General features: G+C 52.4%; 15 protein-coding genes and 2 pseudogenes. 2 read left to right on the forward strand and 15 right to left on the reverse strand.

Going from position 1 to position 12,337, the window contains the following annotated elements:
* Nucleotides 1-88 precede the first annotated feature (88 nt).
* Both ACUTR7_RS17770 and ACUTR7_RS17775 read left to right on the forward strand, forming a co-directional pair.
* Nucleotides 89-343 carry a DUF7661 family protein gene (locus ACUTR7_RS17770; protein WP_063325682.1) on the forward strand — a complete coding sequence of 85 codons (255 nt, stop codon included), beginning with the start codon at nucleotides 89-91 and terminating at the stop codon, nucleotides 341-343.
* Nucleotides 340-1,086, forward strand: a complete 747-nt coding sequence (locus ACUTR7_RS17775; protein ID WP_445609428.1) for an enolase — start codon at nucleotides 340-342, stop codon at nucleotides 1,084-1,086. Before ACUTR7_RS17770 ends, ACUTR7_RS17775 begins: the two co-directional genes overlap by 4 nt.
* A 19-nt stretch (nucleotides 1,087-1,105) precedes the next feature.
* Here ACUTR7_RS17775 and ACUTR7_RS17780 read toward each other — a convergent pair whose 3' ends face one another.
* The 15 genes and pseudogenes from ACUTR7_RS17780 to ACUTR7_RS17850 all read right to left on the reverse strand — a co-directional run.
* Nucleotides 1,106-1,507 (reverse strand): hypothetical protein, encoded by a 402-nt coding sequence (locus ACUTR7_RS17780; RefSeq protein ID WP_445609429.1) that lies wholly within the window; start codon nucleotides 1,505-1,507, stop codon nucleotides 1,106-1,108.
* Between the two features lie 174 nt (nucleotides 1,508-1,681).
* Nucleotides 1,682-2,086, reverse strand: coding sequence for an SCO4402 family protein (locus ACUTR7_RS17785; protein WP_445609430.1), 405 nt, complete (start codon nucleotides 2,084-2,086; stop codon nucleotides 1,682-1,684).
* 126 nt (nucleotides 2,087-2,212) lie between these two features.
* Nucleotides 2,213-2,638, reverse strand: coding sequence for a DUF6896 domain-containing protein (locus tag ACUTR7_RS17790; RefSeq protein ID WP_445609431.1), 426 nt, complete (start codon nucleotides 2,636-2,638; stop codon nucleotides 2,213-2,215).
* Between the two features lie 92 nt (nucleotides 2,639-2,730).
* Nucleotides 2,731-2,805 carry a hypothetical protein gene (locus ACUTR7_RS17795; RefSeq protein WP_445609442.1) on the reverse strand — a complete coding sequence of 25 codons (75 nt, stop codon included), beginning with the start codon at nucleotides 2,803-2,805 and terminating at the stop codon, nucleotides 2,731-2,733.
* A 204-nt stretch (nucleotides 2,806-3,009) separates the two neighbouring features.
* Entirely contained in the window at nucleotides 3,010-3,450 is a 441-nt protein-coding gene (locus ACUTR7_RS17800) for a hypothetical protein (protein ID WP_445609432.1), read from the reverse strand.
* An 8-nt stretch (nucleotides 3,451-3,458) separates the two neighbouring features.
* Nucleotides 3,459-4,333: pseudogene (locus tag ACUTR7_RS17805) on the reverse strand (RHS repeat-associated core domain-containing protein); the annotation flags it as partial.
* 422 nt (nucleotides 4,334-4,755) lie between these two features.
* Nucleotides 4,756-5,502 (reverse strand): RHS repeat-associated core domain-containing protein, encoded by a 747-nt coding sequence (locus ACUTR7_RS17810; RefSeq protein ID WP_445609433.1) that lies wholly within the window; start codon nucleotides 5,500-5,502, stop codon nucleotides 4,756-4,758.
* Between the two features lie 395 nt (nucleotides 5,503-5,897).
* On the reverse strand, nucleotides 5,898-6,224 hold the full coding sequence (locus tag ACUTR7_RS17815; protein WP_445609434.1) for an Imm58 family immunity protein: 327 nt from the start codon (nucleotides 6,222-6,224) through the stop codon (nucleotides 5,898-5,900).
* A gap of 4 nt (nucleotides 6,225-6,228) precedes the next feature.
* Nucleotides 6,229-7,434: pseudogene (locus ACUTR7_RS17820) on the reverse strand (RHS repeat-associated core domain-containing protein); the annotation flags it as partial.
* A gap of 71 nt (nucleotides 7,435-7,505) precedes the next feature.
* Nucleotides 7,506-8,249, reverse strand: coding sequence for a hypothetical protein (locus ACUTR7_RS17825; protein WP_445609435.1), 744 nt, complete (start codon nucleotides 8,247-8,249; stop codon nucleotides 7,506-7,508).
* Nucleotides 8,250-8,403: 154 nt separating this feature from the next.
* Complete coding sequence (locus tag ACUTR7_RS17830; protein WP_126312094.1) at nucleotides 8,404-8,652, reverse strand: hypothetical protein; 249 nt, start codon at nucleotides 8,650-8,652, stop codon at nucleotides 8,404-8,406.
* Between the two features lie 3 nt (nucleotides 8,653-8,655).
* Complete coding sequence (locus ACUTR7_RS17835; protein ID WP_445609436.1) at nucleotides 8,656-9,474, reverse strand: hypothetical protein; 819 nt, start codon at nucleotides 9,472-9,474, stop codon at nucleotides 8,656-8,658.
* A 9-nt stretch (nucleotides 9,475-9,483) separates the two neighbouring features.
* Complete coding sequence (locus ACUTR7_RS17840; RefSeq protein ID WP_096916715.1) at nucleotides 9,484-9,828, reverse strand: PAAR-like domain-containing protein; 345 nt, start codon at nucleotides 9,826-9,828, stop codon at nucleotides 9,484-9,486.
* Nucleotides 9,829-9,838: 10 nt separating this feature from the next.
* On the reverse strand, nucleotides 9,839-10,843 hold the full coding sequence (locus ACUTR7_RS17845) for a DUF2169 family type VI secretion system accessory protein (RefSeq protein ID WP_445609437.1): 1,005 nt from the start codon (nucleotides 10,841-10,843) through the stop codon (nucleotides 9,839-9,841).
* Nucleotides 10,844-10,935: 92 nt separating this feature from the next.
* Nucleotides 10,936-12,337 (reverse strand): type VI secretion system Vgr family protein (locus ACUTR7_RS17850; protein ID WP_445609438.1); only part of this gene is annotated, 1,402 nt, incomplete at its 5' end.

Genomic DNA, 12,337 nt, shown 5'->3' on the forward strand with positions numbered 1-12,337 from the left:
ATAGACGAAACGCCGGCACGAACCTAGGGAGAACACGCATGAGCCCCTCGACAGCCGCTACGATGCCGGATCGCCAGGAGGATCTCCCTTGGAAAAATACCGGTTCAATGTCTTCGGCCGCATCATCGCCATCGAACGCGCGCAGGCCCAGTGGCGCTGCTTCAACGTCGGTGCCGACGGCAAGCGCGCCCCCGCCCTGCTGGCCATTCCCTGCGATGTCACCCATGCCGAACTGGCACAGTACCTCTACGACATCTACCACGAGAGCGCGGCCGCATCGGACCAGGACATCTTCGAGATCACCCCCGGCACCACCATCCCCTCACCCAGGAGTCCCTCTTGACCCAGCAAACCGAAGTCCGCGAACTGAAGCCGGGCCTCACCCCCTTTCCCGCCGCCGCCGACATCTTTGTGGCCGACCAGCCCTGGCTGGCAGAGCACCTGCTGCCGCTGATCTCCATCGACCTGGGCCTGGTGCGGCCCGAACTGGCCGGCACCGTGGTCCACATGCTGTGCCCCGTCGAGCCCTTCGAGGGCTGCATCGGCGATGAGACCGAAGCCCACCACAACGCCTTCACCGCCCCCAACTGGTTTGCGCTGGAGCTGACGCCCGACAACCGCTACCGCTTCCTGGGCAACGAAGGCTTCTTCCAGCGCGCGCCGCAGCATGGCGACCAGTTCACCAAGGACGCCTTCGCCTGCGAGCACACCGACGAAATGCTGGCCAGCCACGCCAAGGCCAGTGCCTACTACGCCGAGCACGGCCGCCTGGCCAGCTACTCGCGCTACGGCACGGGCGAGCCCATGGAGCACGACTACCTGGACAGCCTGGGCGGCGGCATCTGGTACGGCAACTGGACCAGCCACCCGCCCATTCCCCCGGCCTTCCAGCTGGACGAAGCGGAAAACGCCGGCATGGGCGATGAACTGGAAGACGACGGCATCCGCATCACCCGCGACGGCAAGCCCTTCTTCCACGTGGCCAACGTGGCCGGCTACAACTGGTGCGCCACGGGCGCGGACAGCATCCTGCTGTTCTACGAACCGGAAAGCCGCACGGTGCTGTTCACGTTCGACTGGACCTGAGCCGGCCGAGCAGCGCCGCTCAGACGCGGCCCTGCTCGGGCGTGACGATCAGATGCGCCAGCAGCGGCCGAATGCGATCGTCCTGGTAGTAGCCGCCGTATTCCGTGTAGCGCAGAAAGGCGGCGTTGCAATGGTGGCAGCGCCAGAGCGTGCAGCGGTTGTACGGGTGCCAGCCCAAGGCGATGGGAGCATCCGGCGACCACTGGTTCGTGCCCTGTGGGTGATATTCATCGAGCAATTCCCGTGTCTCCGGCGTGCCCAGCGCACCAACCTGCTGCAGATGCGAAGTCTTGTCCGCCCCCGACAAGGACTCCCAGCCCGGCCTCCACAGCACAGCGCAGTCCGTGCATCGCTGCTGCTCGGCCGCCGCCGTAGCGAAGGCTCTCAATTCGGGTTCGGGAAGGGGGGTTGAAGTTGTCATGGAACGGTGCCTCGGTTTCCATGGATTGTCCGGCAGGTTTGGGGGCGGGCTACCAGTGGAAAACATCTTGTTGTTCAACGAACCTGGCAACGCTACGGTACTCTTCACCACCGACTGGACATCACGATCAGCCATGGCCTTGCCCCGGCTAGTCGGCTGGCAGGCATGCCCGTGTCAATCCAGCGGCTCGGGGCAGCCAGCGGCGTGGCGCCCCTCCAGACAATCGAACGCCCTTTCGGCACAGGCCACCACTCTCGTCCATTCGGCAACTTGCATGTAGAAGCTGTCCGGCATGTCCGTGCCGTACGCCTCAAAGACGGCATTGATGGCATCCACCAACTGCCTCATCAGTGCTGCCTCCTGCTCATCGAGAAGAATTTCACCGATCGCCATACGAGCATCACTGCCCAGATCCGTATCGTCAAAAATGAAATGTATGGCCAAATCAAGATGGTCGTATTGAACGTCTGCCGGAAAATCCTGATTCACCCAGGCTTTCATTTGATACTTCAAATCCTTGAGTTTCCTCAAATATCCGAGCAATTCCATTCTCATTTCAGGATATTTCAAGCGAGGCATTTCAATATCTTCCTATCCTGTTACCCGCCGATTGTGAGTAGCCCTGGAGCGTGTTATGCACTTTATAAAATCAATAAGATTTTATCTCCTTTATTAACTAGATTAATAATTAAATTAATGACAGCATTAAGATGAAAGGCACTCATAATACCCCGTTGGCAGCACTTTCACGATCTCTCCTGTAGATTCCAAATAAATCAAGGCAGATTTAATCGCATCGTCTGCATCTTGGTTTTTGAAATTAAATTTAATCGATTCGAAATAGAAAAATAATCTATTTGCGCTAAAAAAATCTCCATTCGACAGGAAATAATCATTTATATCAATAACCGTACCTTCATGAGAGAATTCATAACCACATCCATGCTTTTTAAATTCCCATTTATTCATTTCTTCATCAAAAACAAATCCGCTGCGAGGAAGAAATTCTATATTTGATAGCTTCACAAGATCACTATGGGCTCTGATGAAAGAAAGATGTAGAATCTCCTGTTTTTCTACATATTTTTTTATGCCAAAAGCAATATTTTTAATAAGGGAATAATCTACCATAATCAATACCTTTTTCTATTTGAACGAGCAGCGGCGGCGTCTTGAGCCTGCCCCGGCAGCCGCATCGCCTGGTGGATGCCTTGCGGGTTGTATTACTGCAGCGCATTGCCCCAGGGGTCCAGCTTTGCGGCCCAGATCAATAACTCCCGCTGGTCCGTCAGGGCCATGGGCGTGCTCAGATGGTCGCAGTTTTAATGATGGCTACGGAGCCCTGTTGCGCTCGCTCCTGCTTTTGCAGTTACTTGCGTATCTCCTGCAGCATTTTTATGGTGTGTTCGTCGTGGGTACCCAACATGACCAAGCGATCTGCGCGCGTTTTTGCCCCATCTTGTTATAATCCATGGGGCTGAACAATCTACGCATATCGAGACTCACTGCGACTGGTGATCTTTATTTTCAACAATCTCTTTATTTATTAGAAAATCACCGTATGGCCATACGGTTATGGTGGTCGTTCTAATAAAATTGTTATTTCCGTCAGATCTTGAGTGTTTTGATAACTTGAAATAATGAGTTTCTTCTCCCAATGTATTTGAAATACTTATTGATGCAGGGAAAGCAGTTGGTTTAATGTTCGATTCTTTTATCCTAAGTTCGACATTTTGACGAATTAGATAACGATGGCTTTGCCATCCCAGTATATCTTTGACACTCAAATCATAGTCTGGATTTCCCAGTTTATTAAAAATATAAGATAAATTAAATCCCTCTATATCCGATAAATCAATTTTCATTGGTGCCATCAAGAAAGTTAGCAACAATATTATTTGAAAACCAAGCGTTGCGGCTATTATGTAAATTACTGTCTTCATCATCTTTTTCAATCTTTGCATCTTCTATATATTGGATTGCCTTTAGGCGATGCCCCATTCCATGGCCAACCTGTTGAATGTGATCCGTCTTCTGAGTCTGCGCCAATGGTTGTACTACTCCCTGTCACGACTGCCACATGCCCAGCAGCGTCCCCATATGGATATGCTACCGCAACAATATCACCAGGCTTTGGAGACGTAACAATTTCGAATCCGGGAATCGCTTTTTGTGGATTTTCCCAATCTCCAGCAGTTGCTGGTTCTCTTGGGATAACCAAATCTGTAGCGCCAGGGAGATTCGACATCTGCATTTTCTAGCACTTCATGAACAAAGAGATTACATTTATTTCTCTTTGTCCCAAAGCCATAATTCGAGGCGTATGAATATCTTTCTTGATTGTTTAATTTCTCCGCTGCTTTCAAAATTCTCTCTGCACACGTTTTTACGGGGGCCAAGCCCAAAGGATCCATGGAAATCATGGGATTTATCGCATATATACTTTTGTTAACCCCTCCGGCCAACCCAATCGGATCCTGATTGATATACCCCCCCACCACCGGATCGTAATACCGATGCCGGTTGTAATACAGCCCCGTCTCCCTGTCATGGTGCTGCCCCGGCAGCCGGATCGCCTGGTGGATGCCCTGCGGGTTGTATTCCTGCAGCATATTGCCCCAGGGGTGCAGCTTTGCGGACCAGGCCACCTGGCCGGTCTGGTCCGTCAGGGCCATTGGCGTGCCCAGTGGGTCACAGTAGCAGTGGGATGGCGATGCGCTGTTGCCGCTCCTGTTCCTGCAGTTTTGCCTGCATGCCGCTCAGTAGGCATGTGGCCCCCTCGGCCTGTTCGCCTAGGATCGCCTGGGCGCTGGGCTGCAGGCTGTGCGCATGGCGCTGAGCATAAAATCGCCCCATCTGGCACATTCAAATTGGTTTATTTTTTATTTCAAATATGACAAAAATCATAGACGAAATGATGCCAGCAAAAAAACCAAATATCAGATAATAAAAATCGAGAAGATCAATTGCCAGGGATAAATTGAAAAATAATTTCTTAATTGTGATGACTGCAAGTGCCCCAATAGTTGCAGAGATACAGGAATAGAAAAATATGCCGTATTTGTTTTTTAAATGCACAAGAAATAATTGAAACAAAAAATTAAGAGGCAGCGAAATTAGAAAAACGAATAAGAAAAAATAAACATAAAGCGATTTATAATCTTTATCCGTCATTAATACCGTAAAGAGAAATCCAATAATTACAGATGAAACGATGCTTGGTTGTATTAAATTAATCATTTGCAGCTTTACGCATATTCGAAGACATTTTTATCAACTTGGCCCCAAAGTGTGTCTGCAAGTGCACTGTTTATTCCACCCATAGGACCAACACCTTCCCCGAACGTATGCACTGTCACCTCAGTTGCGCTTTCTGAGACCCAACGGCGTACTATTCCTGGGTAGAGTAGGTGCGAATTTTCCGTAACGTTAACGACCATTGTACGATCTGAATTAACTACATGGCTCACGGGGCCCACAGGAATTGCGAAACCGCGCTGGCCGTTTTGTATAGGCTCCCCTTTTGCACCTGGAGCTGGATAACGCATTAGTCCTTCGGATACGTTTTTAAGAGTGCAGCCACTTGTACTCTTCTTGCAAGAATTCCTCGTGTTGTAACTGTGAAAGTCGTTGTTGCCTTCATCAAAATGCATTACTCCGTTACTGTCTTCGCCTAGCAATCCGGGGTAGCTCTTTCTATTGTTGCTTAAATAGCCCCGTTGCGCCATTGTTCCTGGCTCAAGACCAAGCGGGTCGGCCAAATTAACAGGCGAATTTCTAACATATCCGTAGGGGTTAGTCCCACCCATCAAACCAATCGGATCCTGATTGATATAAGTCCCCACCACCGAATCGTAATACCAATGCCGGTTGTAATACAGCCCCGTTTCCCTGTCATGGTGCTGCCCAGGCAGCCGGATCGCCTGATGGATGCCCCGCGGGTTGTACTCCTGCAGCACATTGCCCCAGGGATCCAGCTTGGCAGCCCAGGCCACCTGGCCTGTCTGGGATCGGTCAGGGCGATTGGTGCGCCCAGATGGTCGCAGTGGTAGTGGTGATGGCGATGCGGGCGCGCTGTTCTTTTCCTGTTTCTGCAGTTTTGTGGTCTTGCTGCAGATAATTAATCGCATGAGCGAGGGTGAGCTTAATAGAATAAGTAAGTGCAAAAATTTGAAAAATTCCTTAAACTTGCGCTTGAACTATGAGTATTTAATACAAAGCCACCATCCCATGTTTCCATGTAAGTTGCTGTATTAAAAAGAAGTAATTATTTATATTGCTATTATTGATGGAAATATAATTTATTATAAATAACTTACATCATTTACTTTTCTATTGCTTCAACAATATAATTTGGAGTTTATTTTTCCCAAAAATATAATCTCATTTTTCAATATTCAACCTTTGCCAATCGACCCGAAGAGAAGATAAATCTAACATCACCATACCATATCAGATCATTTTCTATTTTTATTTGAGGGTTAACTGCTTTTTTATTGATGGATGAGTTCTTTAACTTATATGCAATCTGCTCCATATCCATTCCTCTCCATTCGCGCTCGATGAGTGAAATAACATTATCAATATCTGCGCGCGATGATTCACATCCTTGATTTGAGTAAGATAATGTTATTGATTTATCGACAACCGAGTATACCAAATAAATAATCACCAAAATTAGCGTAATTATCAAGATAAATGATTTGTTTATTTTCATAAAATTATTGACCTGCTTTGGCGGCATCTCTTGCAAAAGTGCGGCAGTGATTGGAATTGAATGGATTCCAATTATATTTTTCTCTATCTTTATTTTCTGAAATTTCTTTTGCGTAGTCAGCAACTTTTTTAGGGTCGGCAGAACTACAGGTTAACTTTGCCGGTGTCCCTTTGCCTGATCTCTTTAAAAGCTGCTCCTCCAGATTTCTCATGGAATCATCTGTTGGAACACCATCTTTACCTATTTTTAGATTAGGCATTGGAGTTTGCCGAACGTTTCCGTCGTCTTGGGGTAGTTTAGAGCCCATAATTCCTTTTGCATTTGGGTTATATCTACCGTATTCGAAGTATTGTGTTTTCCCTGAAGTATCATATGTCAACACACCACTATGCCCACCAAGCCATGTGCTTGTTTTACCTTCGGCGTACTCAACCGGATAATCTGGAAAATTAACAACGCAGGCTTGCTGTAAGCCTAACGAATCTATCCACCCCGTGGGATTTACAGGGTAGATATAGTGATTATTGCCTCCCATCAACCCAATCGGATCCTGATTGATATAACTCCCCACCACCGGATCGTAATACCGATGCCGGTTGTAATAAAGCCCCGTCTCCCTGTCATGGTGCTGCCCCGGCAGCCGGATCGCCTGGTGGATGCCCTGCGGGTTGTACTCCTGCAGCACATTGCCCCAGGGGTCCAGCTTGGCGGCCCAGGCCACCTGGCCGATCTGGTCCGTCAGCGCCATGGGCGTGCCCAGGTGGTCGCAGTGGTAGTGGTGGATGGCGATGCGGGCGTGCTGTTCTTTTTCCTGTTCCTGCAACTTGGCCTGCATGCCGCTGAGTAGGCGTGTAGTGCCGTCTGCCTGTTCGCCCAGCATGGCCTGGGCACTGGGCGGCAGGCCGTGCTCCAGTGTGTGGCGCAGGTGGCGGGCGGCGTCTTGCTGCATGTCGCGCGGCATGGCGCTGAGCATGCTTCGCATGAGGGCCAGTCCCTCGGTGTGGCTGGGGTCGTATGGTCGGGCAGGCCTGCGGCGATGGCCTGCACCACTGGTGGGGCTCGCTTTGCGGGTCGCCGCTGGCAGGCGCACCAGGGTTGTGAAGCTGCTCGGCTCGTAGATGGTGTGTTCTATGTGGCGCGTGTCGCTCCCGTGCTGCAGGCTTTCGGTGTGGATGAGGCGGTCGCCGTCCCAGCCGCAATAGTGGCGACGTGCCGGTGCAACAGGGGATCGAGGTGGTAACGGCTGTGCAGTGGGTCCTGACTGCGCTGTTATCAGTGTTACTAGTCTCTCAGCCAAGTCCAAACCACAGTTGCCTCATCAAACGGGGCAAGACCCAAGATACCCATTTCATCACCAGCACGTTTAAATATGAACCTGTGCGGTGCTTCTGCCAGCATTTGAGCCTGGGGATGGCCAGCCGGTAGCCGCCCTTCCCAGATACCTGATTCGGGTGTTCTTGCTCCAGAGCGGCAAGTCAATGATCTGCGTGTAGGCGTTTCAACAGGCACTGCACTGGCTTGCTCAGGTTGCGGAATAGGCGCCGCCTCCCGCCAGTCTCCAGAATGCACCAGGCTGAAAGTACTCAGCCTGTTTTGTTGATCGAAGGTGGCCACTACACCCCATGTCTGCCCTCCCTTTCCTTCGATGGGGAAGCACAGCATGGGGTGCATATGCATCACTTCGTCGGGAGAAGGACTCAACAACTGCATCAAGCTCTCTGGTTCAATGTCTCTAGGCTTGGTGTTTTGAAACCAAGGGCCCTGCCAGGAATATGCATCCAAAGTAAAACTCTGCAGCCCCCATTTCAAACTCTCTTCAGTAGCCGTTGGATTCAGACATTGCACGGCAAGTGTCAATCCATTTTCTGCAGAACTGAAATGATAAATACTTTCGCTCAGGTGTTGAAAAATAACATCTGAAGGAACATTTTCCAAATCAGGCAGGAGGAGCAGCCATTCCAGGCGACTCTTGGTACCAAGCTGCTCGGTGAGAGCTTTTGGTAAGTCAGAGATTCTTCCATTCATAAGATTGCCGTTTTCATTGGATTATGAACTAGAGAAGATAGAAAGCAATAATATTTATCAAATACTATTTAACCAACAACCAAAAACCTAGTCAATGATAATTGGATTTTTAATCGGAATAAACATATTCACCTTAATGGCTATTTTCAGAAAATTAAACCTCAATTATTCTAGACACAAATAAATCCCATCCATTAGCCAATATTTCTTCATAGCTAGGATCTTCTGAATTCCCATCTAGATCAATAAACATGCGATTTTTTTCAGCAACTTCTTCAATTGAATTCCACGCAGCAAAGCATTCACTACAATACAAATAAAGTTTTCCCGTATCTGTATTTTTCGAGATAATTAATTTATCTTGCCTGCAATTTGGACATTCAATGGTTTCGAATATTTTCATAATTCACTCCGGATATGCCGTTATTAATTCATTTGTTCCTGGTCGAACCGATATTCTAATACTGTTTAACGGCGCCCCTGTTCCTAAGGAACCACCTTCGTGACCAACAACTCTTCCCATTGGAACGGACAATTGCCCATTTGCATCAGGCTTTAGCCCAGACTTATCAGCCAACTGCCATGCTTCGTCTGCCAATTTAACACCATCCTCATTAAATACGCCATGCTTTTCTTTTGTTAAATCATTTTTGTTGTGACGTCGAACATGGTCCTCTCTTTTCTCCCCTTTGTATTTTCCCTTTTTTGGAACTACCGCATTCCAATCTAATTGTGTTGCTTGTTTTTTTATAACAACGCCAAATTCATAGCGCGGGCGGGAAACTCCTTTCGTTGACACCGACGGCACATTTGGAAAAGGCCTCGTCCTAATCACCCCGCCACGTGCAGCAGGCACACCAGCAACGCCCGCCAAATCCAACCCCACCTGCCCCATGCTCTCCACAACAGGCTCGGGCGCACCAGCCATCCTGGCCAGCGCAGCAGGTGCACCAAACACAGGCCCTAAAAACAGGATGCCCAAATTGTTGGCCGCTGCGCGTCGCCGCTCGTCCTCTGCAGGATCCCACGCCCTCATCTCAGGCTGCCTGGGTTTGGCCCAGTCAGGCTCATGCCCAGGCGCCCAGCAGGTGTACAGCCTGGCTTGGGTCACATTGGGCAAAAGGCTGACCGCCAGGGACTCTCTGGCCCAGGGCATGGGCTTGCCCGAGTTAGGGTTGAGTCCATAGGGATTCAGTACATCACTTTTACCGGTTTCATCAGCCATGCCAAGCCCTCACCGCTTGCAGTTCATGAACACCCGGTCCAGATGCCGCGAGACGGGACGCCCTTCTGCAAACACCGTGGGGCTGCCTTCCTTCACCCAGACATGTCCCGCGCCTTCGGAAACACTGGAGCTCACACCGCTGCCAGCATCACCCTCCACGCCTTGGACGATGCTGTCCAGCATCAGTACCGGCACCCCTCTGGCAAAGACTGTCTTGGCATAGAGGGCAAGTTCGTGGTCGAGCGTGCGGCTGATGTCAAAGGGGATGACGTCATCTCCTACCTCGCACCAGTCGGGCTCGCTGTTGATGGCAACCCATTGGGACTCGCGATTGGCTATGTGTTTGTCAGCCATGGATGCCCTTTCATTTGCGCGGGGCCGTTTTGGCCGTGACGGTGGCCTGAACAGCCAGGTCAATCCGCACCTGCTGCGTCTGCATGGCCTGGTTCATGGTCAGGCGCCATGTCATGTAAAGGCGCCTCGCATCCAAATCCAGCTCGACGGTGTCCAGATTCATGGGCTGGGGCGCGAAGGTGCCTTGCGAACCTTGTCCGCTGGCGGCGATGCGCCAACCGGGCAGGTCGCAGTGCAGCGGCTTGTCTGCGGTCAGGCCCAGCACCTGGATGGATTCATGGCCTGTCCAATAGGGCTCGAAGATCCAGTCGGGATGCGCAGCCTGCAGGAAGCGGGGGTTGAAGTCGGCGGGGTAGTCCGCAGTCTGGTTGCGCCGCAGGTCCTCTTTCCACTGCGCGTCGTAGGTTCCCGCATGACGTTTGCGGCTGCCCCAGGTGCGGGCGATAGGTCCCAATGCGGGTATGGCGATGGGTTTGTCTACAGCGGACAGGGGATTGGCCGCGAGTTCGATGCGGGCGGCGGGATAGTGCACCTCCTTGTCCATGCGGTGCACTGGAAGGTGGCCTCGGCCTACGGGGTTGAGGTCATGCCTGATCCAGCCATCCCCCTGCTGGTAGCTGCCACCGTAAGCCAACTCATAGCGCAGCTCCACGTGTTCGCAAGGCTTGGGAGCACTAAGATGCCAGCCCTTGAGCAGGCTCCACTGCCAATGCCGCTCGCCATGCAGAAACATGGTTTGCTTGCGGGTTGCGCCATGGCTCTTGATAGTGACTTCTGCTGCCCAGCTACTGGCCCCAGCTGATGCGGGTCGTGCCGCTCCGCTGATCAGGAAGTCGGTGGCGATCTTGTGCAGCAGCACGTCGCCCGTTTTTTGCAAGGATGCGTATGCATCGCGGCTGAACTCACGGGGCTGGTCCGCCATGTGGATGGGCGGTATCTCACCTTGGGGAGCCGGCGCCAGGCACAGGCCTCGCTTGTCTTGCACAAGTTGGCAGGCTGCCTTGACGATGAGCACGTCATACATGCGCTTGCCCGGGCCCATTTTTTCGAAGGCGAACCATTCGAAGGGCGTGTAGTTGTCCACCTGCTGCAGTTGCATGACGGCACTCAGTTCAGGTCAATCCGCTCGGAACTGACCTGCACATGCTCGCTTCCGTCGAGCGTGATCAGCTTGCCGTTGAGGTTGACCGTGCCATCGCTTTTCATTTCCAGCACGCTTTTACCGACCTTGAGCGTGATGCTGTCGGGCTGCATTGCGATGCTGGACTCGCTGCCTTGCGCCGCGCTGCCGGAATCAGAGGAGCCCACGATGTTCATTGCCATGCCTGGCGTTGCACCGCCACCGCCGCTGCCGCCTCCCCCAACGGTGAGCGTGTACTGGCTGCCGACCTTGGTGTCCTTGCTCTGGCCAATGGTGGCGCTCTGGCTCATGCCCACTGTGGTCACCATCATCATGCCCACATTGAGGTTGTAGGCCATGCCGATGTTGGTCATGCGAGCCACGCCGATGTTTTCCATCTTGCCTATGCCCACGTTGTACATATTCATCAGGCCGATGGTTTCGGTTTTTATTTTTCCGACACTGATCTTCCATTGGCTGCCAATGGAGTCGGTCTCAGTCACCCCAACGGTCTTGCTGCGGTTCTTGCCGATGGAGATGTTCTCGTCGATGCCGACGTCTTCGTTGCGGTTGTCGCCGATGCTGATCTTCTCGTTGTGGTCCACCCGCTCCGTGCGGTTGTTGTGCACGGTGATGGTCTCGTCGCGGTCCACGGTCTCGGTGCGGTCCCGGTGGATCACGCTGGTCTCGTCACGGTCCACGGTCTTGCGCCGGTCGTTGCCCACCCATTTGTCCTCGTCGTTCTCGACTTCGGTGAGCTGGTCCTTCTGGGCATGCAGCCACAGCTGTTCTTGCCCGGCCTTGTCCTCGAAGCGGATGGCGTTGGCGTCGCCCGGGCCGTTCTTCATGCCCGCGCCTGCGGCGCCGCCCTTGCTCGATCTGGTCTTGATGCCCGATTGCGTGGCGTTGGCCGGCAGCGCCCAGGGCGGCATGTTGGCCGCGTTGTAGACGCAGCCCGTGACCAGCGGGTAGTCCGGGTCGCCGTTGAGGAAGTCGACGACGACTTCATGCCCTATGCGGGGAATGGAGATGGCCCCAAACCCCGGGCCCGCCCAGTTCGTGGCCACGCGGATCCAGCAGCTGGAGTTCTCGTTCATGGCGCCCAGCCGGTCCCAGTGGAACTGCACCTTGATGCGACCGTATTCGTCGGTCCAGATTTCTTCTCCGGCCGGGCCCACGACGACAGCGGTCTGCGGGCCCGTGGTGCGCGGCTTGGGCGTGGTGCGCGCGGGCGTGTAGGCAAGACTCGTGGGCTGGGCCTGCAACTCGTAGCGCTGGAAGGAGCCGTCTTCCGCGGCGCTGCCCTTGGCGCCCGGGGCCACGGCACTGACGCGGGGATTCTCCTTCAAGTGGTAGCTCAGGCCCGTGATCAGGTACTGCTGGTTCTGA

The sequence above is a fragment of the Delftia sp. NA_296.1 genome (assembly GCF_052692095.1).